Origin of the sequence: Pedobacter sp. SAFR-022 (assembly GCF_051965375.1) — a bacterium.
In the GTDB taxonomy this organism is placed as follows: Bacteria; Bacteroidota; Bacteroidia; order Sphingobacteriales; family Sphingobacteriaceae; genus Pedobacter.
The window spans coordinates 216,269-241,908 of record NZ_JBQCME010000001.1 but is presented as its reverse complement, the minus strand read 5'-3'; the positions used below and the strand labels follow the sequence as shown (position 1 = coordinate 241,908).

22 protein-coding genes are annotated in these 25,640 nt (G+C 43.5%); 13 read left to right on the top strand and 9 right to left on the bottom strand.

The window, feature by feature from the left end:
- Positions 1-10: 10 nt before the first annotated feature.
- The 3 genes from ACTHQF_RS01080 to ACTHQF_RS01070 all read left to right on the top strand — a co-directional run bounded on the left by ACTHQF_RS01080 (position 11) and on the right by ACTHQF_RS01070 (position 2,639).
- On the top strand, positions 11-247 hold the full coding sequence (locus tag ACTHQF_RS01080; RefSeq protein ID WP_440427973.1) for a hypothetical protein: 237 nt from the start codon (positions 11-13) through the stop codon (positions 245-247).
- A gap of 329 nt (positions 248-576) precedes the next feature.
- Complete coding sequence (locus ACTHQF_RS01075; RefSeq protein WP_440427971.1) at positions 577-1,368, top strand: helix-turn-helix domain-containing protein; 792 nt, start codon at positions 577-579, stop codon at positions 1,366-1,368.
- Between the two features lie 71 nt (positions 1,369-1,439).
- Positions 1,440-2,639, top strand: coding sequence for a serine hydrolase domain-containing protein (locus ACTHQF_RS01070; protein ID WP_440427969.1), 1,200 nt, complete (start codon positions 1,440-1,442; stop codon positions 2,637-2,639).
- 71 nt (positions 2,640-2,710) lie between these two features.
- Here the strand turns inward: ACTHQF_RS01070 and ACTHQF_RS01065 are convergent, their stop codons facing one another.
- Positions 2,711-3,208, bottom strand: coding sequence for an SRPBCC family protein (locus ACTHQF_RS01065; RefSeq protein ID WP_440427967.1), 498 nt, complete (start codon positions 3,206-3,208; stop codon positions 2,711-2,713).
- Positions 3,205-3,525: an ArsR/SmtB family transcription factor gene (locus ACTHQF_RS01060; protein WP_440427965.1), complete on the bottom strand. Its 321-nt coding sequence runs from the start codon at positions 3,523-3,525 to the stop codon at positions 3,205-3,207. The genes ACTHQF_RS01065 and ACTHQF_RS01060 overlap by 4 nt, the downstream gene beginning before the upstream one ends.
- Before the next feature lie 212 nt (positions 3,526-3,737).
- On the opposite strand from ACTHQF_RS01060, the gene ACTHQF_RS01055 reads away from it, so the two are divergent.
- Positions 3,738-5,069, top strand: a complete 1,332-nt coding sequence (locus tag ACTHQF_RS01055; RefSeq protein WP_440427964.1) for a DUF6089 family protein — start codon at positions 3,738-3,740, stop codon at positions 5,067-5,069.
- A gap of 98 nt (positions 5,070-5,167) precedes the next feature.
- Here the strand turns inward: ACTHQF_RS01055 and ACTHQF_RS01050 are convergent, their stop codons facing one another.
- On the bottom strand, positions 5,168-6,943 hold the full coding sequence (locus tag ACTHQF_RS01050; protein ID WP_440427962.1) for a RagB/SusD family nutrient uptake outer membrane protein: 1,776 nt from the start codon (positions 6,941-6,943) through the stop codon (positions 5,168-5,170).
- A 2-nt stretch (positions 6,944-6,945) separates the two neighbouring features.
- The gene (locus ACTHQF_RS01045; protein ID WP_440427960.1) at positions 6,946-10,005 is read right to left on the bottom strand and encodes a SusC/RagA family TonB-linked outer membrane protein; all 3,060 of its coding nucleotides are present in this window, start codon (positions 10,003-10,005) and stop codon (positions 6,946-6,948) included.
- A 314-nt stretch (positions 10,006-10,319) separates the two neighbouring features.
- On the opposite strand from ACTHQF_RS01045, the gene ACTHQF_RS01040 reads away from it, so the two are divergent.
- Both ACTHQF_RS01040 and ACTHQF_RS01035 read left to right on the top strand, forming a co-directional pair.
- Positions 10,320-10,790, top strand: a complete 471-nt coding sequence (locus ACTHQF_RS01040; protein ID WP_440427958.1) for a response regulator transcription factor — start codon at positions 10,320-10,322, stop codon at positions 10,788-10,790.
- Positions 10,791-10,896: 106 nt separating this feature from the next.
- The gene (locus tag ACTHQF_RS01035; protein ID WP_440427956.1) at positions 10,897-11,421 is read left to right on the top strand and encodes a DUF4199 domain-containing protein; all 525 of its coding nucleotides are present in this window, start codon (positions 10,897-10,899) and stop codon (positions 11,419-11,421) included.
- A 36-nt stretch (positions 11,422-11,457) separates the two neighbouring features.
- Here the strand turns inward: ACTHQF_RS01035 and ACTHQF_RS01030 are convergent, their stop codons facing one another.
- On the bottom strand, positions 11,458-12,600 hold the full coding sequence (locus ACTHQF_RS01030; protein WP_440427954.1) for a glycoside hydrolase family 43 protein: 1,143 nt from the start codon (positions 12,598-12,600) through the stop codon (positions 11,458-11,460).
- A 145-nt stretch (positions 12,601-12,745) separates the two neighbouring features.
- Here ACTHQF_RS01030 and ACTHQF_RS01025 point away from each other — a divergent pair, with 145 nt between their 5' ends.
- On the top strand, positions 12,746-13,225 hold the full coding sequence (locus ACTHQF_RS01025; protein WP_440427952.1) for a GNAT family N-acetyltransferase: 480 nt from the start codon (positions 12,746-12,748) through the stop codon (positions 13,223-13,225).
- A gap of 23 nt (positions 13,226-13,248) precedes the next feature.
- Here ACTHQF_RS01025 and ACTHQF_RS01020 read toward each other — a convergent pair whose 3' ends face one another.
- Both ACTHQF_RS01020 and ACTHQF_RS01015 read right to left on the bottom strand, forming a co-directional pair.
- Positions 13,249-14,154: a helix-turn-helix domain-containing protein gene (locus ACTHQF_RS01020; protein WP_440427950.1), complete on the bottom strand. Its 906-nt coding sequence runs from the start codon at positions 14,152-14,154 to the stop codon at positions 13,249-13,251.
- Positions 14,155-14,199: 45 nt separating this feature from the next.
- Positions 14,200-14,973: an SDR family NAD(P)-dependent oxidoreductase gene (locus tag ACTHQF_RS01015; RefSeq protein WP_440427949.1), complete on the bottom strand. Its 774-nt coding sequence runs from the start codon at positions 14,971-14,973 to the stop codon at positions 14,200-14,202.
- Positions 14,974-15,195: 222 nt separating this feature from the next.
- Between ACTHQF_RS01015 and ACTHQF_RS01010 the strand changes: the two genes are divergently transcribed.
- The 4 genes from ACTHQF_RS01010 (at position 15,196) to ACTHQF_RS00995 (ending at position 20,555) form a co-directional block, all read left to right on the top strand.
- A complete protein-coding gene (locus tag ACTHQF_RS01010) occupies positions 15,196-15,840 on the top strand; it encodes a hypothetical protein (RefSeq protein ID WP_440427947.1) in 645 nt (214 codons plus the stop codon).
- Between the two features lie 129 nt (positions 15,841-15,969).
- On the top strand, positions 15,970-17,343 hold the full coding sequence (locus tag ACTHQF_RS01005) for a hypothetical protein (RefSeq protein ID WP_440427945.1): 1,374 nt from the start codon (positions 15,970-15,972) through the stop codon (positions 17,341-17,343).
- Positions 17,344-17,456: 113 nt separating this feature from the next.
- A complete protein-coding gene (locus ACTHQF_RS01000) occupies positions 17,457-18,860 on the top strand; it encodes an ATP-binding protein (RefSeq protein ID WP_440427943.1) in 1,404 nt (467 codons plus the stop codon).
- A gap of 33 nt (positions 18,861-18,893) precedes the next feature.
- Positions 18,894-20,555, top strand: coding sequence for an FAD-dependent oxidoreductase (locus ACTHQF_RS00995; RefSeq protein WP_440427941.1), 1,662 nt, complete (start codon positions 18,894-18,896; stop codon positions 20,553-20,555).
- 31 nt (positions 20,556-20,586) lie between these two features.
- Here ACTHQF_RS00995 and ACTHQF_RS00990 read toward each other — a convergent pair whose 3' ends face one another.
- On the bottom strand, positions 20,587-21,900 hold the full coding sequence (locus ACTHQF_RS00990) for an alkaline phosphatase family protein (RefSeq protein ID WP_440427939.1): 1,314 nt from the start codon (positions 21,898-21,900) through the stop codon (positions 20,587-20,589).
- Between the two features lie 119 nt (positions 21,901-22,019).
- Positions 22,020-23,417: a serine hydrolase gene (locus tag ACTHQF_RS00985; protein WP_440427937.1), complete on the bottom strand. Its 1,398-nt coding sequence runs from the start codon at positions 23,415-23,417 to the stop codon at positions 22,020-22,022.
- 185 nt (positions 23,418-23,602) lie between these two features.
- Between ACTHQF_RS00985 and ACTHQF_RS00980 the strand changes: the two genes are divergently transcribed.
- Positions 23,603-24,658 (top strand): AI-2E family transporter, encoded by a 1,056-nt coding sequence (locus ACTHQF_RS00980; RefSeq protein ID WP_440427935.1) that lies wholly within the window; start codon positions 23,603-23,605, stop codon positions 24,656-24,658.
- Between the two features lie 106 nt (positions 24,659-24,764).
- A complete protein-coding gene (locus ACTHQF_RS00975) occupies positions 24,765-25,619 on the top strand; it encodes an ATP-grasp fold amidoligase family protein (protein WP_440427933.1) in 855 nt (284 codons plus the stop codon).
- Positions 25,620-25,640: the final 21 nt, after the last annotated feature.

Genomic DNA, 25,640 nt, shown 5'->3' with positions numbered 1-25,640 from the left:
CGATGACAAAATGTACAATAATCAAAATACTATGGTGGAAAATGTAGAAGCCGACTTTCTTGCTGAGCAAATAACTAAGCGGATCAATTCATTAAGCTCAGAATACTACAAACACGTGATGCAGGAAGAGTTTGAAGCTCCGTATGACCACGATTATGATACCTTTTCCAAAGCTGAAATGATGGATTGGGTACACGATACCCTAAAAAGGATCCTTAGGGTTGTGCTTGGCTTTTTAAATGTTTAATGTAGCGTTTGGCTTGAAATTTCCCGTTTATCTACAGTGCTCCAGCACATCAATACATACCAACTATTTCGCTCTGCCCCGTTTTGCGACCCGTGCGATTGTGTCTGTTTCGTCAATGATAATCGGCGTATTTTATAATCGCCGATTGCTGCTCCAAAGAATTACAATGATGTAGTCTGGTTTGAAGTTTTCAATATTCTCTTTTATGGAATCAATTAGGACATCACCGCTGCCATATTTTGCCCCTATCCTGTGGATATCGATTCCAGGCTTACAGAGCGATTTTAGCGAGAAAAGTACTATCTTGACTCATGCTCAATTATGTGGAAATGAGTCCGGATGGCCGACTCAGTTCTTATGTACGTAAGTTCTGGATACTTGATAACTCAACTTCCGAAGTACCAGGTGCTACCAAATATGCATTACCAAACACATGTTTCACACTTGCATTGATATGGGGTAATGGTTTAATAGTAGACTTTCCTGATAAAGCTAGCCATATGACTGCTGGCAACTATATGGTTGGGGAGCTCACAACAAAGATTAGTGTCACGGTATTACCATACACTAAGGCATTCATGGTCCAGCTTAGTCCTTGGGCAGCTTCCTTACTTAGCGATTGTTCATTTCATGAGCTTACTAATCAGTTTTCCACAATTATGGATATTAATAAAGGATTAGCCCGGTCCTTTCTAAATATTAATAATCTAGACAATACTGGAACAAAGCAACACATTCTGAAAGTACTTGAATGTTATTTGTATCCTACTGCCGCTTCGGAATTCATAGCTAGTTGTTTTCATCTGTTTGAAACCCATTCCACTGCTATTCCTTTTAAAATAGGGGACCTATCAAGCTTTACAGGCTACACAATTCGAGGCATTGAAAAGAAGTTCCACAGGCATGTGGGCTTAACTCCAAAGCATACATTCGCCATACTTAAGATCCGATTAGTGGTAAACGAGCTCATTGCACCAACAGACCGTCTGTCGTTAACGACATTAGCATACAAGTACGGATATGCAGATCAATCTCACTTTACAAAAACCTTTTGGTCAGTTATGAACAGCCTGCCCTCAAAGTTCGATCAAACCCATTATATCCTTCCATCTAAAACGTAGTTGTTCGCATTTATACAATTTGCTAAGATGTCACTATGTTAGTTTTGAGCTCAATTTTATTCTTAAAGAAAATGGAAACTTCAATTAGTCGCTGCTTATTTCTGATCGTATGTTTTGCATCGTACGCGGTTCCGGTGTCAGCACAGTTCAATGCTAACCAAATAGATCAAGAACTGCATCAGGCAATGGCAAAAGAGAATTTGCCAGGAATGGCAGTCGTGATGGTTAACTCCAAACGTATAATTTACAAGAATTCCTTCGGAAAGGCTGATATAACTGAGAATAAAGATTACACGCTACGTACGACTCAGGAAATTGGGTCTGTCAGTAAAATGGTATTGGCCGTTGCCCTTATGAAAGCGATTGAGTTTGGCTACTTCACGCTTGAAACAGACATCAACCAGCTACTTCCATTTAAGGTTATCAATCCATATGAACCTAACCAGGTCATTACAGTTAGAGAGCTAGCTACACATACTTCAGGGATTATAGATAATCCTTCAGTCTATATGAATACCTATCGGTTTCATCTTAAACTAAGACCATATAGCCAGGCGTATTTGCCGCCTTTGCAAGCCTTGGGTTACAAACGAACGCTACGAGATTCTACACTCAGTGAATTCTACTTTAACTATTTGGCGAAGAACGGGCGCTACTATAGCCCTGAGAATTTCCATAATAATGCTTCTGCCAGGAAGTTCTCTTATAGTAACATAGCTAGTGCATTAATTGCATATTTAATTGAACTCAAGTCAGGCATATCTTACAACGACTTTACGTCAATCCATATATTTCGGCCCTTGCACATGAAGCATTCAGCTTGGTTTACAGCTGACCTGAGATTAAGCCGGCTAGCGCAGCTTTACTACAATGCTGATGTAAATTTTCCTTTATATGACTCAGTGACTTATCCGGATGGTGGATTAAAAACCAATGCATCGGATCTGAGCAAGTTTTTAATGGATGTAATCAATGGCCTCTCTGGTAAATCAGTTGTGTTGAAACCACGATCCTTTCGGACTATGTTTACAGCGCAGTTTTCCAATAGCAATCCACCGGCAGAAATAAGTTTGACCAAAAGAAATAAGGGTATATTATGGAATCTGTATACGAATGGTACCATTGGGCACGATGGTGATGATCCTGGCGTTAGCTCATTTCTTGTATTTAACCCTTCGACAGGCTTGGGAGGATTGTTTTTAAGCAATAAGTACATGGATGACAAAAGCTCTATTATTAATATTATTACAAAAGCCATAAGTCACCAATGATAATACAGAGTTAATCCTCGATCAAGCAACTGATGGTTTGAGTGATCAGGCTGGTTTTTAATGCAATTAGATCATCTTTGTGACAAGGTGTCCAGTAATTTTTCCAGGTTATCAATGCTCATTTTGAAGCCTTCCTGGAACCCCATTTCAATCATCCGCTCTAAACGGGCAAGTGATTCATTGTAAATCGTTATGATCACTTTAGTGATACCGTTTTCTTCGCTAAAATTGTAATCCCAGTCAGAGCCTTGCATTTCAGGATTTCCATCCTGGTCGGCAAAGGTGTTGTACATCTTGAAATTGGTCTTCGGCGTAATGGACCTGTATTCCTGAAGAGACCAGCGCTCTTGTCCCTCTGGGCTTACCATTGCATAAAATCTACTTCCACCAACCCTGAAATCCATAGACTTTGTTCTGGATGACCAGGGTTTAGGTGCCACCCATTGATCGAGCAATTCTGGTTTAGTAAAGGCATCCCATACCAATGATAGGTCAGCATCGAATTCCCGGGTTATCACTGCCGTTTTGGTTGCTTTGTCAACGGTAAAATCAAATAGTAAGTTTTTCATCTTTTATTTTGTTTAAGTGTCGATAATACGGAGTCAAGTTGGTTGAACTGGGCCTTCCAAATGGCTCTGAACTGGCTCAGCCACTCGTCAATCTCTTTAATTTTTTCAACTTCAAGGGAATAGTATATCTCTCTGCCTTGATGCTCCTGAGTTATTAGCTCGCATTCTGTAAGGATGCGTAAATGTTTTGAGACCGCTTGCCGGCTGATGTTAAAGTTGTCTGCAAGGGCATTAGGTGTCATCGCTTGTAACGCAATTAATCCAATTATGGCCCTTCTCGTGGGATCTGCTATTGCTTGAAAAATATCTCGTCTCATTCGTAAATTGCGAAACTGTTCGGTTGCAAATATACGCGCAACCTTTTGGTTTCGCAAGCTCTTTCATTTTTATTTTCTCCGCCTGCAATAAACGCTCTGTAGAAATGATTGCTTGTGGGAACTAGATTTTATTCCTTTTATTTCATGCATTTACTTTGTGGTACAATGATTGTGTAATAGTGGGAAATATCGTTTATCCACGAACTAAAAATATGAAACAACTGTTATCAAAAAGTTTACCTGCATTAATTGCAGGTATTTTTATGGCCGGAGCGACACAAGCTCAAGAGCCTGCAACAACAACTCCTACAGCACCATTCAGCACTTGGTCTATCGGTGTTAATGCTGGAGTACTCAGCCCTATTGCACCTTTTGGTGGAAAGAACGACTTTTCAAACTGGCAGTCGAGCTTTGGATATGGTGTTTACGTGAAAAAACAATTCACAAATTACTTCTCACTTCGTTTAGATGGTGTTAGGGGTAAGTTAAAAGCTGATAATTCTGAGCCATACGATAGTGGAGTAACCAACTCAGGAGCGGTAAGTGCTTTTGAAACTGACTTATCCTACTCAGCGAGCTTAAATGCGGTGGTAAACATGTTTAACATTGACATGTTTCAAAAAGAGAATACTCTACAGTTATTTGTTTCAGCGGGTGCGGGACTTTCAGGTTACAAGCCTACCATCACCAGAAATGGAACAACTTCTGATTATGCTCCAGACAAAACCATTAGCGAGTTAGTGATTCCTGTCGGTGTTGGTGCGAAATTCAGAGTATCTGAAAAGATCAATTTCGACCTGGGCTGGACCGTTAGTTTTGTTGATGGCGATAACCTTGATGGTGCTTACCTGAGCAACAACAATGATAAATTTTCTTATGCTTACGCAGGTCTGGAGTTTGCGCTTGGAAAAGGCAAGCAATTGGCTTGGCACAATCCAGTAGCTGCAACTTATGATGAAGTGTTGGCAGCAAAAGCAACCGCAAATCAGTTGAAGAGTGATCTTGATGCTCAAAAAGCAGAGAACGCACAGTTGAGAACAGATCTTGCTGGTGTTATCAATGATGAAGATGGCGATGGTGTTGCTGATAAATTCGACAAATGTCCAGGTACCACTTCAGGTGTTGTAGTTGATGGCGCAGGATGCCCATTGGTGGCTCCAGCTCCGGTTGTACGTGAGAAAATCATTATCACAGAGGCTGACCGTAAGGTAGTGGCTGATGCGATTCGCAATCTGGAGTTTGATTTTGGTAAGGCGACAATACGTCAAAAATCATATCCAACACTTAACCGCGTTGCTGATCTGTTAAAATCGAAAAACTTTAGCCTAAAACTGGCTGGACATACGGATGATAAAGGATCAGCTTCTTACAACATGGGTCTTTCTAAAGACAGAGCGGAATCGATTAAAGCATATTTGGTTTCTCAAGGTGTAAATGCATCAAGAGTTGAAGCTACTGGTTACGGTGAGAGCCAACCGATTGCTTCTAACAAAACTGAAGCTGGCCGTCAGAAAAACAGACGCGTAGAATTTACTTTATTCTAATCACCATTTGATTAGTGAAACCGCCAGGAAACTGGCGGTTTTTTTGTTTCGGCTCTTTTACTGAACCTGATGAAAATCAGGTTCTTTTTAGGCTAGTGCTAGTAACCAGCGTTCTGCTTAAAGGCAGCAGTTACATCTATGGTGGACTGCGGAATTGGAAATACTCTTCTAAAAGGTTGGGAAGCCGGTTTGGCTGAAGCTGGTGATGCTAGGTCAAATTTACCGAAGCGTATCATTTGCGGTCTTCTCCACATTTCCCAATATAACTCGAAGCCTATCTCCTTATACAGTACGGTCTCATTTATGTCACTGAGTGCTTTACCAGGTAGATTTCCAAATAGCGCTTCACGGGTTCTACTCGTGCGTAATGCATTAATATCGGCTAGTGCAGCGGTAGCATTGCCTTTACGTAGATGAGCTTCCGCTCTCATGGTGTAAATACCGCCTAGTCGGAACAAAGGGATATCTACACTGCTTGACCCATTACCTTCTTCCGGATCAAACTCAAACTTAAAGCAACGTGCGCCACGGTTAATCTGATTCTGCGCCAATACGGATTGTGTCGGATTGTCGAAGTTGAGCTCGGGCGTAAAGTCCATTGGGGTAGCCGTACTTTTCTCCATAAACAGCTTCGATACTTTGATCCGGTTATCGGCTGTCATTTCAAGTGTGCCTGCAGGCGTCAGCTTAGGACCATATTGCTGCCCGACCTGAATTCCGCGGTTGAAATGAAACCATGGAAAGCTTGTGCCTGGTACCAGGCTATTTGCAGGTACGCTTACATCTGTACCGTCATTCATGAACCAGGTACCGTCGCTATACTGGTAGTGACGCTGAAACCTCGGATCATCATGGTTGCCATCCCAACTAGCATAGAATTCTGGAGTAATACATGATGCGTTTGTCCCCCGGTTTGCCTGTGAAGCGCGTTGATTCCGCTCCATAGTAACATAAACCAGGTCATTGTCGCCATTGCGGATATAGTCTATTTTCTGTACGATTGCAAAGATGTGCTCGCTGCCGCCTGAGTTATCCAGGGAAAAGTTCCTGAAGTAATTGCTTTCCAACTTGAACTTACCATTGTTAATCAACAGGTCAGCATAAGCAATCACTTTGTCCATATCCGTTCCGCTTCCGTCCACAGCTGCTTCATTGAAATTGAAGCTTGATGTTGCATTGTAGCGGTCCTTGTAAACTGCACGGTTCAAATACATCTGTGCGAGTAGGGCATAAGCTGCTTCTTTCGTGAACCGCCCGGTATGTGTAGCTTGCTGTTTAAGTTCAGCCAAGTCGGGGATGAGGCTTTCCACCTGTTTGATCAATGCATCGATGGCATCAGCAGCTTGTAAGATCTCCAACTGCGAATTTTCAACTTCCGGGTTACGGTACGGGGCTTGGCCATATAAGTCAAGGGTAGTGTAGGTGTAGAATGCCAGTAGGCCCTTTGCTTCTGCAAGGAACATGCTTTTTTGGGGAAGGTTGCTTGCGCCGATTGATTTGATTGCCGTTAGTGATCTGGTGATTCCATTAGTTAACATGTCCCAGTTGCTTACGATGACCGCATTGTCGGGGCCCCAGGTAAACTCATGCATTGCACGCCATTTTCCGCCATCACCCCAGTCACTCCCCCTGGTGGGCAGAAGTGCGATATCGCTCGTGTATTCCTGCATGGCCAGCATGCCACCATTATCGACAAACATGCCGTCGCCAAGCCTGTCGTATGCCGCCGCCAGCGCACCCTCGGGGCTCGCTGCATTTTCACCAACAACCTCGTCCAATGGCACCTCATCTAATTTCGTACAATTGGTCGTAAAAGATAGGAAAGCCAATAAGACCAAGGTGTTCCTTACAATATGTATTATGTTCGTTCTCATGATTATAATTTTATGATGGCACCAAAAATGAATGTTTTTGCAGCAGGATAGCTGGAATAGTCTATACCAAGGGACTGGTTCCCGCCATTGGATTTCGGACTGTTGATCAGTGGGTCGTAACCTGTGTAATTGGTAATGGTCAATAAGTTCTGACCCGATACATAGAGATTGAGGTTCTGCAGCCACTTCAAACTCGGCAGCTTAAGGTTGTACCCCAGCCGGGCAGAGTTCAGCCTCACAAAGTCAGATTTCTCCAGGAATAAGGTCGACAGCTGCGGTGAATTTGCTGGATTTGCGCCTGACTCATAATAACCTGTCGCCACGTTTCTGTCTGATGCCAGGTTATTAATGTTTAGTGCATTGAGACCGGTATTGTTGACTAAATAGCCTCCAGTCTGACCAATAATGGAAAATGAAAAGTCGAACGCTTTATAACTCATCTGGTTATTCAATCCGAAGGTAAATTTCGGTAAGGCGCCCTGAAAAATCTGACGGTCACTGCTGTTCACCACGCCATCATTGTTGACGTCCTTAAAAATATTTTCGCCTTCATCATCAAATCCGATATGTTCCAGCAGATAGAATGAACCTGCTGCATAGCCATTTTTATAGATATTAGCATTTACACCCGATTGTCCCGGTCCGGAGATTGTACCCGACAGGATCTCCGATACCGGCAATCCTTTAATGACATTTTTCAGCGTCGCGCCATTCACATCGGCAGACCATTTAAAGTTCCCCTTATCCATTAAGCGATAACCCAATAAAAATTCAAGTCCCTTGTTGATGATCTTACCATCCACATTCACCCAAACCGTATTGGTAGGGCTTAGTACTTGTGAAGGTATATTGAGGATTGCATCCGTAGTGGTCTTATTGAAGTAGTCTAAAGTACCGTATAATTTGCCTTGCAGAAATTCGAAGTCCAGACCAACATTATACTGTGTTACAACTTCCCACTTCAGGTCAGGATTCGGTGTTCTGGCCACAGAGATACCGTTTACGAGTTCCAGGTCGTCATAAAGATAGTAGCCATCTGCTCCTGATAATGAATAACTCGCCTGGGTAATCTTATTTTGTACTTCCTGGTTTCCGGTCTCCCCCCAACTGGCCCTCAATTTAAGTTCATTGATGGCAGGGATAGATTTCAGAAAGTCTTCCGCGGCAATGTTCCAGCCCAATGCGAAAGAGGGGAAGTAGCCATATTTATTGTTGGCTCCAAACCTCGTTGATCCATCTGCACGTATTGATGCCGTTAATAGGTATTTGTTATCAAAGGAATAATTTACTCTCGAAAAATAAGACTGCAATTCATTGATTTGTGCAAAGCCAGTTACACCACTTTGCGTTCCAGAGAAAGCAGGGTTATTTTGTGGTGCTATTCCATTAGCACGGTCAATGCCATCTATGCTAAAGCTGTTTCCACCACGTTCAAACTTCTGGTAAGAGAATCCGCCAAGAACCTCCACTTTGTGTTTTTTTGCCAGCAGGTTATAAGTGAGATAATGCTCCAAAAGGGTGCTTTTAGAATCAAGGTTGTACTGCACATACCTTCCGTTTGGATTAAGGTCTGTAAGGTTTTTGTATATGCTGGTGTTTCGTTCCGCTACGGACCGGTCAATACCCAGATTTAGTTTGTACTCCAGACCTTTTAGAATCCTGAAGGAAACATCTGTATTGCCCAGCAACCTGGTGGTACGGGTCTTATCTTCGTAGATACTTAACAGATATGCAGGGTTGTAATGGGCATTCATATTGAAGTTGGTGTAATTGCCAACAGAGTCGAATACATTTCGTGTTGGATTTGCCATCAGCGTATGTATGATCAACTGCCCATTTGAACCGCCATCATCACTAGTGGGTACACCGTCATCCTTCGTTTCACTGGCCGTAAGGTTGATGCCAATTTTCAGCCGCTGATTATCAAGAAAGGATTCTGAGGCATTTAACCTCGCAGAGGTCCTTCTGAAATTGCTGTTTTTGACGATCCCTTCCTGATCCATCTGGGAAGCCGAGGCATAGTAGTTACCAGAGCTGGTTTGTTTGGAAAAGGACATGGCATTGTTTCGGGTTACTGCCCTTCTGAACATTACATCCTGCCAGTCAGTATTGCCACCGTGGTCAAATGCCGGATCTTTAAGTGCAGTTCTGTATTGATCTGCATTTAGCAGGTCTAGCTTATGGGCTACAGTAGAAAGTCCGATGTAAGAATCGGCTGTGAAAGTGCCTTCACCGCTCTTTCCTTTTTTTGTGGTTACGATCACTACGCCGTTTGATCCGCGCGCACCGTAGATGGCAGCTGCTGAAGCATCTTTTAACACGGTCATTGACTCGATGTCACTGGTGTTCAAGAAATTCAGCGGGTTTTTTGCTCTGGATGCTCCAAAGCCTACGTTCTGCCCTGTAGGACTTACATCGTCATTGGTCAAGGGTACACCATCCACAACGAACAGTGGTGTGCTTCCACTCCGGATCGAGCCAACGCCCCTGATGGTAACATCTACACCACCGCCGGGCTCGCCGCTGGCCGCTACTACCCGGACACCGGCAACTTTGCCCTGCAGCAAATTGTCTGCGGAAACCACCACGCCTTCCCTGAAATTCCCGGCATCAAGCTGCGTAACCGCACCTGTGATGTCTTTCTTCGCTTGTTTGCCGTAGCCTACTACCATTACTTCACCAAGGCTGTTTGCTTCTGCTTCCATGGTAATGGTAAGTACGTTGCTGCCGGCTGTTACCGTTTTGTTCTTATACCCTATGTAAGATATTTCCAGCTTGCTGCCTAAGGCAACATTTATTCGGAATTCACCTTTTTCATTCGTCATGGCCACGTTGCTGGTGCCGGCTTGTCTTACAGAAGCGCCCGGTAACGGTTGGTTCTGTTCATCAAAGACCTTTCCGGTAATGACCTGCTGCATCAAAATGCTCGCAGATGCTTCAATGGGTGTGTTTGTGTTATGGCCGTACCCCGCTGCGTTGACTTGTCCTGCTTGTGAGGCCAGGAACACCAGCGCAAGTACACAGCTACTTTTAAGAGCAGTGTAAGTAAAATGTTGGTTCATATTTATTCTAAGTTAATAGCTTGAAGGATGTTGTAAGTTTTGTTAGGGATTGTCTTAGATGCTTCTAGTTTTTATCTTATCATAGGCCGGACTTAGTTTGCGAGAAAAAAAATGTTTATGCGAAGAAACAGCTTAAAAATGAGTTCAACTTCGAGGTAGTATTATCACTTTGTTAAATTAGGCTCAGCTTTAAATTAGCGGATATACAGGCAGAAATGGGAAAACGAAATAGGGGCGAAATGTAAACTCGTATAGATTCTTTCTTGAAACTACCTTTAATTTTTCTATTTTCAATTAACAATTTTATTATTTTAATGACATTCAAAGGCCTGCTGCTCAACCGTTCTTTTCTCCTTTACGGCATATGCCTGGCTATTTTATTGTTGTTAATGAAGTTGCTAGAATGGCGCATAGTGGTTGTTGATCATACCATCGAGCTGTATGTTGCGGCAGTGGCAATAGTTTTTACTGGATTAGGCATTTGGCTGGCAAAAAAGTTGTTTCGTCAAAAGACTAATGCTATGATTGTAGAGAAACAGGTTTTTGTCAAGACCGACCATTTCGTGTTGAATGAAGCTGAAGTTGCCCGCCTTCGCCTGAGCAAGCGCGAGTTGGAAGTTTTGCAGCTAATGGCCGATGGGCTGAGTAACCTGCAAATTGCCGAGCGGCTGTTCCTGTCACTAAATACCATAAAAACGCATTCATCGAGAATTTTTGAGAAGCTCGAAGTGCAGCGACGTACACAGGCTGTTGAAATGGCAAGGAGACTGAACTTGATATCCTAATGCTTTAGTGTTAATATGGATGATTGTAAAAAAATCACCCTAAAGTGTGAGCCTAATTCGGTGGCTACAACTCAATTTTGTAACTGAAACTTGAAACAAACTTAGTATGAAAAAGAATATACTTCGCTACGGCTTGATGTCAGGTGTATGTGTAGCCACCTTTATGTCGTTCTCCATCGCCTATTGCTATTCTAAAAACTCTTTTGAGGGTAGTATGCTATTGGGCTATACGACGATGCTGCTTTCGTTGTCACTCATCTTTGTCGGCGTTAAAAACTATCGGGACGAACACAATGGGGGCATCATTAGCTTTGGTAGCGCCTTTTTGATGGCGTTATATATGGCCCTTATTGCTTCAACCTTATACGTCATTGGATGGATGATTGCCTATTACAATTTCTTTCCTGACTTTATGGAGAAGTTGGAAGCTTATCAGTTAAGTCCAGCCAAAGTCAGTCAAATGACTCCAAATGAACTTGCTGGAATACGTGAGCAAATAAAAACTTTCAAAGGATGGTACGCCACTCCGATCGGAGTGGCGGGAGCTACTTATATGGAGATTTTGCCTGTCGGCCTTGTCGTATCGCTAATTACTGCGTTGATTTTGAAGCGAAGATCACCACAGGATTAGCAGATCATAGCCTGATTTCTAGAATACCTTGAAATATTAACGAGAAACTGCAGGCATTTTCTGCGGCTGAGTGGTTGGACCATAAACGGTGATTTTGCCATTTTCCACTTTCATCCGGTCGATAAATACTACTCTTTCCGAACCCGTAGCTATTGTTCTTCCATGATAAACGCAAAACATTTCCTTCCCATCTGGAGCATAAACAATGCTATTGTGCCCTGTACCAGAGACTATGCCACCTTTATGCGTGTTCTTGTGCAGAATAGGATTCTCTTCTGCCTTCTTGAAAGGGCCAAGGGGAGAATTACCTGTGGCATAACCGACGGCGTAGTGCTCACCTCCAAAATGGTTTGCAGAGTACATAATATAGTAGATGCCATCTTTTTTAAACGTCACGGAACCCTCGGTCCAGCGACGATTAACCTCTCCAGAAGTCACAGAAAGGCTTTCCCAGGCTGCTTGCTTGTCCTTTAACTTTACCGGAGGGCGAAGTAGCAATACCGGCTCACCGGTCACACCGGAAAAGTCTGGCTTCAACTCTACCCCATACACCCAGCTTTCTTCAATTTCTTTGAACTTACCGCTTTTGCGTGCCTGGTTTGCTATTTCGCTCTCCACCGGATGTTTATAGGCCGCTCGTGAATAGTATAGGTACGATTTGCCATTAGTATCGAAAAATACATTAGCGTCTATAATCGGGTAGCCAGGATCGAAGAGTGGTTTCGCTGCCAAGTCAATGAAGGGGCCTGTAGGTTTATCGGATACCGCAACGCCAATCTTAAAGTTTTCCATCTCCTTTGCAGGGTTTACCTTCCATTGTGCACTGTAAAAGAGATAGAACTTGCCTTTTACTTCGTATACCTCCGGTGCCCAGTAGGCTCCATTCCAGGCGCTATTTGGATCACTCCATCCATTTTTATTGTCATAGGCGTAGACCTCTCCTTCGGGCTTCCAGTTGACTAAGTCTTTAGATGAATATGCGGAGAAACCACGATCCGTTGCTGGTCCGGTGCCGTACATGTAATACGTACCATTAGTAAACAATACAAAGGGATCTCCTAACTGAACTTTTAAAGGATTTGTATAAACTTTCTCCTGACCTCTTGAACGTGTTTGAGCCATTGTAGCCTTGGTAAACACCAGGGTTAAAAAAATCAGGAACAAAAATTCTTTTCTCATATTGATAAATTGTTGGATAAGGAATCTTGAAAGTAGCAAAAACAACAAGAAAAAGAAACTGCATAGGGCCAAGAGTGATATTAAAGAGCCACACTGCGTTTACCTTGGTAAATACTTAACTTGGGAAGGATTAAGAATTTATCATATGTTAAATAGCCAGGTTGCACTTAGACAAACGCTGAAGCCGGACCTTGAACTATTCTTTCAATTTCAGCTGGACAAAGAGGGCAATTATCTCGCAGCATTTACTCCTAAAGACGGTAGGGATAAGAAGGCATATTTAGCGAAGTTTACTAGGCTGTTAGCTGATCCAACCATTAATATGCAAACTATTTTACTTGACGACACCATTGTCGGCAGCATTGCAAAATTTGAAATAGAGGGCAAGGCTGAGATTACATATTGGATAGATAGAAAGTTTTGGGGGATAGGTATTGCCACAGCAGCACTAAAAAACTTTTTAGTTATGGAGAAAATGCGACCTATTTTCGGCCGCGTTGCATTTGACAACTTTGGTTCCCAAAAGGTCTTGGTAAACTGTGATTTTGCAATGATTGGGACCGATAGAGGATTCGCTAATGCACGGCAGATGGAAATTGAAGAGCACATTTACAAGCTGACCTGATGATCCAATGATTACCCGTCACCTTAGTTGAAAGCCTGTCTGAACTCCAGTGGTGTAAGATTCGTTTTAATCTTAAACAGCCGGCTGAATGATTGAGGGTGCTCAAAACCTAACTGGTAAGCGACTTCACTAACGGTCAGGTTGGTGACAGATAAAAGTTCTTTTGATTTTTCGATCAGCCTCTGGTGGATATGCTGCTGCGCACTAAGCCCGGTCAGCGTTCGCAGCATATCACTCAGATAGTTGGGGCTAAAGTTAAGCTGATCAGCGAGAAACTGCACCGTGGGTACACCGGCACTGGCTAATTGCTCTTCTTCAAAGCAGGTGTTCAGCAGTTCTTCTATCCGTTGTAGCAGATGATTGTGGGCTACTTGTCTGGTGAGGAACTGCCGTTTGTAAAAGCGCTTTGCGTAACTGAGCAGCAACTCAATTTGGGCGATCACTACCTCATGGCTGAATTCGTCTATGCGGCTGTTTAACTCCTGTCCAATGATGTTATAGATCGCGAGCATAGTTGTTTTCTCCTCCTCGGAAAGGTGCAATGATTCGTTGATTGCGTAAGAGAAGAAACCATAGCTTTTGATCTTTTTAGCCAGCACATGACCCTGGAGAAAATCCGGGTGAATAATTAGTGAAAAGCCCTTATTGTTCTTGTAGTCATGAGAATTACCAATAAGCTGATTTGGTGCAGTGAAAAGCAGACTGCCTTCGTCGAAATCATAATAGCTCTGGCCATACTTGAACTGCCCAGCCAGTGCTGTAACGAAAGATATCTTGTAAAAACCGGAGATGTAACTTACCGGAAGCCGGTTGAGGTTCACCAGATCTTTGTTTGGATCGAATAAAGTAATTAATGGATGCACAGGCCCGGCAAGCCCGAGCATCCGGTGAATTTCAGTTATGGAATCCAGTTTGGGTATCTGCTGCATGACATTTTTTATTTATAAAGATAAGGACTATGACCGTTGTACTTATCACCACTGAAGAGGTCCCTCTGGCCCGGTAAAGGTCATGTTTGGTCCGTTGGTGTCGAGCGCTACACGGATCGGTTCACGAGAACCAACTTCAACACTATCTGTACCCTGGAAGTTGTTCAATGCCGTAGCTGTAAAGCCGGGGCTGACCGCATTGACTTTGATATTCTCTTTTTCCAGTTCGAGTGCAAAAGCCATAGTCACCGCATTCATCGCTGTTTTAGATGCGCCATATACCAAATCAAAATGCTCCCTTTCCCATGTTGCCGGGTCAGCGATCCAGGACAGTGAACCCAAGCCGCTTGATACGTTGACAATTCGTGCTACGGATGCTTTTCGCAACAAGGGCAGCATGGTCTGGGTAACGGCTATGGTCCCGAAGACATTTGTTTCCCAGACCGTTCGAACCTCATCTAAGGAGGCTTTGCTGGCGCGGTTTGCCTGGACGACCTCTTGAAGTGTTCTGCCCGGCTTGCCGGCATGTGATATACCAGCATTATTTACCAGCAGATCGAGGTAGCCATGTTCCTTCGCGATGTGTGCTGCAGCAGCAGAAAGGGTTGCCAGCTTGGTAACGTCCAATTCAACTGCCTGCGCGTTATCGCCAATCTCGGTTGCAGCTTTTGCGCCATTCTCCGGATTACGTGAGCCGACGTAAACGATGTACCCATTATTGGCAAGCGCCTTGGCGATTTGAAATCCTACGCCCTGATTAGCGCCGGTAACTAGGGCGATGAGCTGCTTGTTTGCTGATGATTCTTTTCTGTTTTCCATGTTTGCTATAATTTGTTGATTCAAAATTCAGCATTTATTGGATGGGCAGATTAACCGAATCAGGGAGATTTGTAACCAAATCGAATGCATGTCTTTTCGAAAGATTTGATTATTCAGAAGTGCAAAAACTCGATATATTTTATTAGAAATAGGGCTATAATTAAGCTTGGGGAGACAAGTAAACTCGATAAATTTATTTATCATTGTACAAACAATAATAAAATGAAAAAAGCGTTTCTCATCCTCGTACTTATCAGTACTAATTTACTTGCTTTTGCGCAATATGAAAATGCCAAGCAGGTTTTTGGAAGTCCAAAATTAAAGAATGCTGTTGCTTCGCATAAGTTGGTTGCAATTCTGCCCTTCGCATCTAAGATTTCTTTTAAAAAACAACCTAAAGACTTTGATGCGGAAGCACATATTCAAAAGGAGATTGCGATGGCCACCTCAATTCAGTCTAGTATGTATACTTTTTTGCTTAGAAAATCAAACAGCTACTCGGTAGAATTTCAGGATGTAGAAAAGACAAATATTCTCTTAAAAAAAGCCGGGCTGATTAACAAATTGGATGAGGTGACGAAAGATGAATTGGCAGCTGCTTTAGGTGTAGATGCTGTAATTTCCGGAAAATTTGAAACAGAACAAACAAGGTCAGAAGCTGGCGCAATAGTAACTACGGTTCTATTTGGTGGACTTGGAAGTAAAACTGGTTCAGGGTCACTTACCATGGTGATTAATGACGGCAAAACAGGTGATATGTTGTGGCGTTTCTATAAAGCAATGAATGATGGAGTCTTTACGTCAAGCGACGAGTTAATCGATCGTATGATGAGAAAGGTTTCTAGAAATTTCCCGTATAGCAAATAGGCTAATCAAATAGTTGAATATCTATTTTTCAAAACTACTACAACTAGCGATTTACAAAGTTCTTTTTAAAGCCTAATTTAACGTAATCAGGCGAGCCACCACGCCGATGTTCTTAAACATACTACGTTTATGAAAAATCAACTGTTAAGTCGGCTTTGCATGGTTATGCTAGTTGCCGGAGCACTTGTTTGGGGCTGTAAAAAGGAGCAGGTAATGGATGGGCCTCCAGTGCTGAGTGACTCAACTGCCAAACTCAGTTCGAAGACTGCGGCACTGAATCAAAATACATCAAGGGTTAGGGGACCGCTGCCATACTACAAGACCTTTACAGAAACCGACTTTGTTTCGGCTGGAGTAGGGGGACTTCGGGACGTAGGGGTCGGAACCATCAACCTACCCAACTCATTTTCCTATCAGTCGATTAAGACAGCGCTATTGTATTGGCACGGGTACAGTAATTCAACTTCGGCTACCGGTCAACAGATCAATGTAAATTCGAGCAGGATTACAGGTGTAAGAATTGGTCTCTCTTTCGGCTATGGCTATGCGAACACCCAGGCTTACCGGGCTGATATTACCGAACTTTTGCGATCAAGTGCTGGGCGAGCAATAAAGCTGAGTGAATTCGGCGACTTGAACCCGAATGGTGCCTCCATCATAATATTTTATGATGATGGAAACAGCAGCAATAACAGGGATGTTGTGATCTTTAATGGAAACGATGCCAATACTGATTTCGCAGGCATACCTGGCATTCCAGAAGCGCCTAGAGATCCATCGGACTGGTCTGTAATTCTGGAGGGTGTCAACTATTTCCAGGGGAATGCCTTTCTCCAATTACACGTGTCGGATGGTGACTCCTCAACTGATGGTGAAATTATTGTGTGGCCCGCGTCCATCTTCAGAGGTCCCGATATTTTCAGCGGAACAACCGTTCCGGGGGGACGGTGGGACATTCTGGACGTTGAAGTAAATTCAGCTTTATTTCCAGGTTTAAACAACTTAGAGTTATTCTCAAGGTATGAAAGTGACTTCCTCAATCTTATTGTGGCGCTATACGATCTGCCAGCCCGAATAGCGCTTAGAAAAGAACCTATTCCAGTGGGATTCGACATCAAACCTGATGAATGCCCGAATAATTTCATTTGTTCAGAAAAAGGACTAGTGTCAGTAGCCCTACTCGGCAGCGACTCGGTGGATGTAACAACGATCGACCTTAAATCAATACGCATCAATGGTGTTGCACCAGAATCATCTACCATTGAATATAGCAGCTCCCCAATTTCCGGGAAGGCAGTTGACTGTAGAACTTGCGGAAGGGAGTTGCCCGATGGCCTGAGAGATCTGGTGCTAAAGTTTGATATTCAAAAAGTCGGCAAAACGCTGGGCAATGTGAAATTAAATCAATGTGTTAAACTGAACATTACCGGACGGAAAATTACTTCAACAGGAAGCCTGCCGATTTCCGGTACGGATTTCATCACCATTAAAAATCCAAAGTAACACGCATCTTGATTTAAGTCAATATTTTGCTTGAAGATTTTGGTTATCTTTAGAAGAGAGAACGTTATCTCTATTTCCAATATTTCCAAAGATCATAGCAAACGAGAAGCCTTATGCAATTAGTGACTAAAGAATGGTTACAGTCGATAGAATCTCTACGTGAAGTTCCATCAGACCAGTTGCAGTGGTGGATCGATCAGAGCCACCATTATGAGCTGCAGGAGGGCGACTTCCTGATCAGACAAGGGACAGAGACCACAGGAACGCATGTTATCATCGATGGCCGCGTGCAAATGTACATCAGCCAAAAAAATAGCGTACAAAACTTAACTGTTCTGGGGGCCAAGGACATTACCGGTTATCTACCATTTTCCAGAGGTATCGTGAATAGTATCGATGGTAGGGCGCTGACCAGGACGCAGGTCATGACCTTTCCCGTGGGAAGCATGAACAGTTTAATTCATTCACATTTTGAACTCACACAGGCCCTTGTACACATCATGTCGACCAGGGTACGTGAGGCAACAATATTCCAGCAGCAGAATGAAAAAATGATTGCTTTGGGTAAACTCTCTGCAGGCCTTGCACATGAGTTGAATAATCCGGCAGCGGCCATTGTAAGAGGTTCAGACTCGCTGCTGAAACACTTGAAGCTGCAGCCCGAGAATTTCAAAGCGGTGGTTTCTATAAAAATGAGTGCAGAGCATGTAGACCGGGCAAATACTAAGCTTTTCGAAGTCCTTTCAAGGAAGGAGAAGCCCGTTCTGACGATGATGCAGCGCAGGAGATTGGAAGACGACTTTGTAGATTGCCTGGATAGCCATGGCGTGGTAAATAGCCAGGAATTGTCTGAAAACTTTGTGGAGTACGGCTTTACCTGCGATGATATGGATGAGTTCTCGGCGCTGATTGCCTCGGAAAACTTGTCGCCGGTACTGAACTGGATGAACAATAACCTGGTTACCGAGAGAATGGTCAATGACATACAGGAGGCAAGCAGGAGAATTGAAAAATTGGTGGGTGCGATAAAGAATTTTACCCATATGGATCGTGGTCGTGACAAGGAGTATACAGACGTCCACAGCGGCATTCAGAACACGATTACCATGCTCGAGTACAAGTTTACAAAGGGAAATGTTGAGCTGCTGGAAGAATACGACACCTCTTTGCCGAAAATCAAGGTGTTTGTTGGAGATCTTAACCAGGTATGGACGAACATCATCGACAATGCCCTGGATGCAATGGAAGTAAACAAAAGGGGCAGGTTAGAAATAAAAACAAGAAGAGACCGGGAGTATGTGGAAGTAACGATAACGGACGACGGCCCCGGCATTCCAGAAGACATCAAGAACCGGATATTTGAACCTTTTTTTACGACAAAAGAGATCGGGAAGGGAACCGGACTGGGGCTTGATGTCGTCTCCAGAATAGTCAGGCAACACAATGGTTCTCTGAAGGTAGATTCCAAGCCAGGATGTACCGCGTTTGTACTTTGTTTTCCGATCAATGAATCCTAGTATACTAAAGATTATTAAAGCAGCATTTACCCAATGAACGAACCAATCATATTTTGTATCGATGACGACTTGCAGGTATTACGGGCGATAACACGGGATCTTAAAGCCAAGTACAGACAAGAATATAAGGTTTTGAGCACCACGTCCATAAAGGAGGCTTTTGATGCGCTTTTGGAGTTGAAGAACCAGGGGGAAGCTGTTGCTATCTTTATCGCTGACCAGAGAATGCCCGAAATGGACGGGGTATCATTCCTGGTAAAAGCGCTTGAATTTTATCCTGATGCCAAAAGGGTCTTACTTACCGCTTATTCTGATACGGATGCCGCCATAAAAGCGATCAATGAAGTCAAGCTGGATTATTATTTGATGAAGCCTTGGGATCCACCTGAAGAACGGCTTTTTCCGGTTATTGATGATCTTTTAGATGAATGGCAGAACAGTTACAAGCCTGATTTTAAAGGGATGAAGCTAATCGGGTACCAGTTTTCACCGAAGTCGCACAACCTGAAGGAATACCTGGCAGGCAACCTCGTTCCATACCATTGGATGGATATCGAAAAAAACAGGGAAGCACAGCAGCTGCTGGAACTTAATAATATTCAGTTGAAAGACCTGCCGGTCGTTTTATTTGAAGACGGAAGCGTTCTACAAACACCCTCCATCCAGGAGCTTGCAGCCAGGATAGGCTTGAGCCCCGGGCTAAAGAATGAAGTTTATGATGTGGTCATTATTGGCGCTGGCCCTGCAGGTTTAGCGGCTTCAGTTTACGGCGCATCGGAAGGCTTAAAGACACTTTTGATAGAGCGACATTCTCCAGGAGGACAGGCTGGTACCAGTTCCAAGATTGAGAACTATCTGGGCTTCCCCGCGGGACTCAGCGGCTCTGAACTTACACGTAGGGCCTTAACACAATCTACACGTTTTGGCACTGAATTTCTTTCTCCACAGGATGTGCGTTCAATTCATGAAAAGGACGGATACAAACGACTTGTATTAGAAGGCGGCATCGAGATCAACACACGGGCGGTTGTAATCACTACAGGTGTGGACTACCGGAAACTGGATACCAAGGGGATTGAGCAGTTTACCGGAGCTGGCATTTACTATGGTGCGGCAATGACTGAAGCTGCGTCATGCAAGGACAAAGAGGTGTATATTGTGGGTGGAGGGAACTCTGCAGGGCAGGCAGCGATGTATCTTTCGAAGTTTGCGCGTAATATTTATATCGTCATACGTAAGGAGGATCTTGTCTCATCCATGTCTTCGTATTTAATTGATCAGATCAAAGGAACCAGAAACATCCAGGTGTTGGGTAAAACGGAGATTAAAGAAGCCATGGGGGAGGACAGGATTGAGCAGGTGCGCATTGGCAGGATTGACCGTGATGAATCTGAAACTAAGGTGGCCGATGCCATATATATCTTTATTGGTTCAAAACCTTATACCGACTGGATTGGCGAAGAGATCATTAGAAATGACAAAGGCTTCATTGAAACCGGTAGAGATGCACAGAATTATGAACGATTCAAAAAAATATGGAAACTTCAGCGCGACCCTTACCTGCTCGAAACCAGTGCCCATGGCATTTTTGCCGCTGGTGATGTCCGGGCAAATGCCATGAACCGGGTTGCTTCAGCAGTCGGCGAAGGAAGTATGGCCATCAGTTTCGTCCATAAATATTTAGCGGAAGTGTAAGGCCGCTTGCACTACGCGATGAGCAGCGAAGCTATTTGGTTAATAAACCTGCCGGTATCTTTCCATCAACTTTTGGAAATGGTATGCCAAGAAGTTCTACCATTATAGGTGTCATATCCTGCAGGTTCATTTCTTCGATAACCGCGCCTTTGCGAATGCCGGGACCATGGGCCACTAAGCCTGTACGGATATTTTTTGTATCTGGGAAATGTCCATGAGCACCGCCTTTTCCGGCTTTTACAGCTTCACCCGTGGTGGTAGCGCTGAATGAACCATCATGCTCGGCGGTAAGCGCGAAAGCCACACCAGGATTATAGCCGCCTTTTGCCAGCTTTTCCTTGCTGATCATGCGGTAGTAGCGCTTAACACTATCCGGCTGTGCCGCTAAAAGTGCTTTTACTTTATTGGCTGTAGCCTTGTCCGATGCGTCTTTCAGGTACAGGAAAGCAGATCCACCTACCGTGTTAAATTGTGCTTTCCAATCGCCTGCTTTAAGGTCCTTGATCAGGCCGGCTTCTTTCAGCCATACATTAGGTGAAATTGTCTTTCTTACATCGTAAAACCCATGGTCGCCACCAATCAGTAAGACGGTACTTTCCCATATGCCTGCGGATTTCAGGGCATCCACAAGGATACCAACGGCAGCATCTGCATCAGCGACAGCTTCCTGCACGCGTGTTCCCTGACGCCCGGCAGCATGTGAGGCACCGTCGACAGAAAACACGTGAATGGTCATTAATTCAGGTTTGCTCTTTTTTAAGATGTGGGCAGCAATCTTCGCAATGTTCTGATTCTTTCCGTGATCTATCTTCTCAGCCCCACCAAATACCTCTTTCTTAACCTCTGCGTAAAAGCCCTTTGGTAATGAATATTGCTCCCGGATCGCGTCACCCAGGCCGCCAATGTCAGGAATGTTGTAGTCTACCGGCGCGTCTGCAGAAACCGGCCAGTAAAGTGAAGCAACCGTCATGCCCTTGTTTTTTGCGGCTTTCCAGACCGTCGGCACATGAATGGAACTATCCTGCCAGTAGGGCTGTTGTGCTGCGGCATCTGGCGTAAATACGTTGTTATAGAATATTCCGTGTTTTGCGGGTTGCACACCTGTAACGATTGTCGTATGCGAAGGGTAGGTCATGGAAGGGAATACACTGTTCACACCTTTTGCATAGGCGCCATTTTTCATCAGCGCCTGTACATTTGGCATTTGCCAGTTACTGTCAAGATAGAAGTCCGGTCGGAAACCATCTATGGTGACGAAGATGACGTGTTTTGCGGATTGAGCCAGAAGCTGGCTTGCTGTAATAAACAAGGTCAGAATTGCGAGTGCTAGTTGCTTTTTTATCATAAATACCATCAGGAACTAAGGTGACTAAAGGTGTTTGATAAGATGTTAACATCCTATGATCTTATCGTCAAATTTATAGACGTTAATATACAAATTTGACCTGGTAGGGCAACAATTACTTACCTGCTGAGTTCAGCAACCATCTTGATCGCAGAAGCTAAACCGGGATTTAGTTCCAAGGCTTTTTTATATTGTACTAATGCATTGTTCCTATCTCCAGATTGAAGATAAGCTTCTCCCAAGCTGTCATATGCATTAGCAGACTCAGGAAAAAGCCTGGTATTATAGGTAAAGATCTCGACTGCATCCATATACCTTTTCTGGCGCAACAAATCGAAACCAACGTCGTTAAACAGCTCTTCACTGTCGAAGCTGAAACTTGCATATTCTTTTGCTTTTGTTTGCTCGTAAAGTTTAATAATCTCCTTAGCACCCAGCTGCTGTAGCTGTGGCTGAAATGCCTTCAGGAAAGATTTCTTAATTTTTGCATAAACCTTGTTTTCCATGATGTTTTGAATGGAACGGCTTATAGCATAAAGGTTGTTTTGTTGGTTGTTGGTCTGAAGAATAATAGTAAGTCCTTTATCCTGTTCACTGATCAAAAGTCCCTGATAATTTCTTGCAGTGCCGTCGTGAACGTGACTCACAAGCTTATTTTCCTTCATCATTCCGCTACCAAGACCAGTTTGATTGCCAGGAGAAAACGGAACCAGCAGTTCCGCTGTAGAAGCCGGACTGATTAGCTTAAATGTATTTAGTGCGTCAGACCAACGATAGAAATCCTCAACATTCAAGTTTGTCCAACCGGAAATTGGGGGTGTGATATCATCCTCAATTCCTTGATCATTATATGCTTTTGCGATCTTCTGATCAGTTGGCAAAGGGTCGAGAATTGCATGTTTGATTCCAAGGGGTTTTAACATTCTTTCCTTTACAAAATCATTGAAAGACATGCCACTAATCCTTGCGACGATTTGTCTTTGGAGAAAGACATCATTATTGTTATAGGCATACTTTGTTCCTGAGCTGAAATCAAGTTCAGTCACCGCTTTCAACTTGTTCAGATTATCCTGATCTCCTTTGATTTCTTTCCATTTACTATTGGGAATGCCGCTTGTATACTGCAGGAGATGTCGAATTTTAATCTTTTCTGCCCAGATCGGGAGTTCTGGCAAGTACTTGGCTATCGAATCATCTAGGCGCAGTTGATTTTGTTCTTTCAGCATCATGATGGCAACGGCGTTAAATTCCTTTGCTATGGAACCGATATTGAATCGATGTTCCTTGCTAAGCTTTTCGTTACTGTTTGCGCCTGCCGGACCAAATGATCCCAAATAGATTTGTTTACCAGACTGCAGTACCATGATGTTTCCGTTAAAAACACCAAGCTCGTGTGCTTCCTGCATAACGCTATGAATTTGGGCCTTTTCATGTTGACTGAAGACGTTTAACTGCAAGGTAACGAGCAACATGAAGACGATCAATCTTCCTAATGATGTTGATTTTATGGTTGTCATGTTGAGTAGATTATGGCCACGGCTAATTGTTACAAGTTTAGCCAAATGATCATACGGGCGAACGATAGACAAATTACGTCCCTCTGAGTCAAACAAAGCCGGGGTACATCCGTTGTAGTTGCAACAGCTCCGTTATTCAGGCCTTCCGCACGCTCCAGGCAACAATCATTCATTTTAAAATTTCTATGATCAACGACCAAGATCCTCGTGATGGTTCAAATTCAGCGCTTTCATTCAGCCATAAGGTCTGGATTGTAACTGGTATACTCACTTTATCTGTTATCGTGATCTTTGTGTTAAAAGCGGCATTTAGCGTGCTACTGATTGTTTTGGCCGCATGTCTCATCGCGGTGTTTTTTCATGGCCTTGGGGATATGATAGAAAGGTTTACCAAGCTAAAACACAGCATTTCTGTATTTACAGGTGTGTTGATCACAATTGCATTTCTCTCTGGTATATTCTGGTTCATGGGCAGCACAATACAGGCACAAATTGCGGAGCTTAACAGCGATCTCCCCGAAATGATTGCAAAAGCTAAAGCCTCATTGAGCCATTCCGCTGTCGGCAATAAGATACTCGAAAGCATTGCCGGCTTTGATGATACTAAAATGGTGTCTACCGCGAAAGGGGTGTTTAATACCAGCTTTGGCGTAATTGGAGATCTTTACATCATCATATTTCTTGGTATATTTTTTACCGTTGATCCGTCTATTTACAAAGAGGGTATAATTAAACTGACGCCAGTTTCAGGTAAAAGAGATGCCAGGATCGTACTTGATCGCATCAGCATCGTGCTAAAAGGCTGGTTGAAAGGGATGTTGCTGGCTATGTTTTTGATTGGCATATTGACCGTAATTGCCTTGTCCATTTTTAAAATTCCCCTGGCGCTGACCTTGGCAATACTAGCCGGGATCATGAATTTCATACCAAACTTTGGACCGCTGATCGCCATGATTCCCGCGGTGCTCATCGGGTTTACCATTAGTGTGAACATGGCCATATTGATTGCCATAACGTATTTAGTTATTCAGACGATTGAAAGTAATGTGGTGACTCCCATGATTCAGAAGAAGATGATTAACCTGCCGCCTGCACTGACTATTTTGAGCCAGGTGCTCATGGGCACCGTGTCAGGCTTTCTGGGGATTTTGCTAGCTACTCCGCTTTTGGCCATCATCATAGTTCTCGTAGATGAACTTTATGTGAAGAAGCAAAAGACCATAGAAACAAGTGAGAAATAATGTCCTTAATACACATTTTTTGCCTCATGCCACAAAAGTTAACATCCTTTTAAGTAGCAATTACGTAGGGTAAATAAAGCCAATTAATACAAAACCAAGTATCTGTATGTTCCAAATCATCTCCAACTTAATCAGAAACTCCGGTGAGTTTCCGGCAAGGATTAGAAAACGCCACCACATGTTCTGGTCTGACCCAGAAGCTGAATTCGTGCGAAACTCAAAGATGCATGAAGGCATGCCACTTGATGCCTGGCAAAACGTTCCGAACTGGCAACGAAGATTAAGTAATAAATATAATGCGAGAGAATTCGCGAAGCTACTCGGCTGTAATGTTGCAGATCTCTACTGGAAAGGAAGGGATCTGAGTACCCTTGATTTTAATTCGTTCCCATCCCAGTATGTCATCCGGCCAACGATCGGGCATGGATCAAAAGGCGTATTCATCATGAACGATGGACTGAATCTCTTTGACCAGAAGCGGTATACAACCGAACAGATCTGTGAGCAACTGCAAGCCGAGCTTGATAAACATATGGCGCTGGAATTTCTGTTTGAGGAGTTTGTAAGGACGGAAAGCGGGGAATATGAAATTCCTAATGATTTCAAATTCCTTTGCTTCAATGGAGAAGTTGCCTCTGTGGCTGTTATTGATCGTATAAGTCCGAAGGTTGGTTACAGTTACTTTTATGATGAGCATTGGAACAAAATGGAGCGCCTGCACCATTTGTATCCGGGAAAGGATGAACCAGCGAAACCGAAGTGTTTTGATCAGATGTTGGAACAGGCAAAAATACTCAGTAAAGCATATGGCATCTTTGTAAGGATTGATTTTTTCGCATCGGACAAAGGCGCCGTTTTTTGTGAGTTCACGCCTACTCCGGCGATGGGACGGGGCTTCACGAAATATGGCAAGCGACTGCTATTAAAATACTGGGATCGGTATTGCCCGGAGATGATTTAAGCGTTGGGTAAAGAACCTTTT

Bases quoted from the DNA above. Each gene is read 5' to 3' on its own strand.
- ACTHQF_RS01040 (WP_440427958.1), top strand. From the start codon at position 10,320: ATGACATTCAAAGGCCTGCTGCTCAACCGTTCTTTTCTCCTTTACGGC.
- ACTHQF_RS01030 (WP_440427954.1), bottom strand. From the start codon at position 12,600: ATGAGAAAAGAATTTTTGTTCCTGATTTTTTTAACCCTGGTGTTTACC.
- ACTHQF_RS01055 (WP_440427964.1), top strand. From the start codon at position 3,738: ATGAAACAACTGTTATCAAAAAGTTTACCTGCATTAATTGCAGGTATT.
- ACTHQF_RS01050 (WP_440427962.1), bottom strand. From the start codon at position 6,943: ATGAGAACGAACATAATACATATTGTAAGGAACACCTTGGTCTTATTG.
- ACTHQF_RS01010 (WP_440427947.1), top strand. From the start codon at position 15,196: ATGAAAAAAGCGTTTCTCATCCTCGTACTTATCAGTACTAATTTACTT.
- ACTHQF_RS01080 (WP_440427973.1), top strand. From the start codon at position 11: ATGTACAATAATCAAAATACTATGGTGGAAAATGTAGAAGCCGACTTT.
- ACTHQF_RS01060 (WP_440427965.1), bottom strand. From the start codon at position 3,525: ATGAGACGAGATATTTTTCAAGCAATAGCAGATCCCACGAGAAGGGCC.
- ACTHQF_RS00990 (WP_440427939.1), bottom strand. From the start codon at position 21,900: ATGATAAAAAAGCAACTAGCACTCGCAATTCTGACCTTGTTTATTACA.
- ACTHQF_RS00980 (WP_440427935.1), top strand. From the start codon at position 23,603: ATGATCAACGACCAAGATCCTCGTGATGGTTCAAATTCAGCGCTTTCA.
- ACTHQF_RS01075 (WP_440427971.1), top strand. From the start codon at position 577: ATGAGTCCGGATGGCCGACTCAGTTCTTATGTACGTAAGTTCTGGATA.
- ACTHQF_RS01070 (WP_440427969.1), top strand. From the start codon at position 1,440: ATGGAAACTTCAATTAGTCGCTGCTTATTTCTGATCGTATGTTTTGCA.
- ACTHQF_RS01065 (WP_440427967.1), bottom strand. From the start codon at position 3,208: ATGAAAAACTTACTATTTGATTTTACCGTTGACAAAGCAACCAAAACG.
- ACTHQF_RS01025 (WP_440427952.1), top strand. From the start codon at position 12,746: ATGTTAAATAGCCAGGTTGCACTTAGACAAACGCTGAAGCCGGACCTT.
- ACTHQF_RS01000 (WP_440427943.1), top strand. From the start codon at position 17,457: ATGCAATTAGTGACTAAAGAATGGTTACAGTCGATAGAATCTCTACGT.
- ACTHQF_RS00975 (WP_440427933.1), top strand. From the start codon at position 24,765: ATGTTCCAAATCATCTCCAACTTAATCAGAAACTCCGGTGAGTTTCCG.
- ACTHQF_RS01015 (WP_440427949.1), bottom strand. From the start codon at position 14,973: ATGGAAAACAGAAAAGAATCATCAGCAAACAAGCAGCTCATCGCCCTA.
- ACTHQF_RS01005 (WP_440427945.1), top strand. From the start codon at position 15,970: ATGAAAAATCAACTGTTAAGTCGGCTTTGCATGGTTATGCTAGTTGCC.
- ACTHQF_RS01020 (WP_440427950.1), bottom strand. From the start codon at position 14,154: ATGCAGCAGATACCCAAACTGGATTCCATAACTGAAATTCACCGGATG.
- ACTHQF_RS00985 (WP_440427937.1), bottom strand. From the start codon at position 23,417: ATGACAACCATAAAATCAACATCATTAGGAAGATTGATCGTCTTCATG.
- ACTHQF_RS01035 (WP_440427956.1), top strand. From the start codon at position 10,897: ATGAAAAAGAATATACTTCGCTACGGCTTGATGTCAGGTGTATGTGTA.
- ACTHQF_RS01045 (WP_440427960.1), bottom strand. From the start codon at position 10,005: ATGAACCAACATTTTACTTACACTGCTCTTAAAAGTAGCTGTGTACTT.
- ACTHQF_RS00995 (WP_440427941.1), top strand. From the start codon at position 18,894: ATGAACGAACCAATCATATTTTGTATCGATGACGACTTGCAGGTATTA.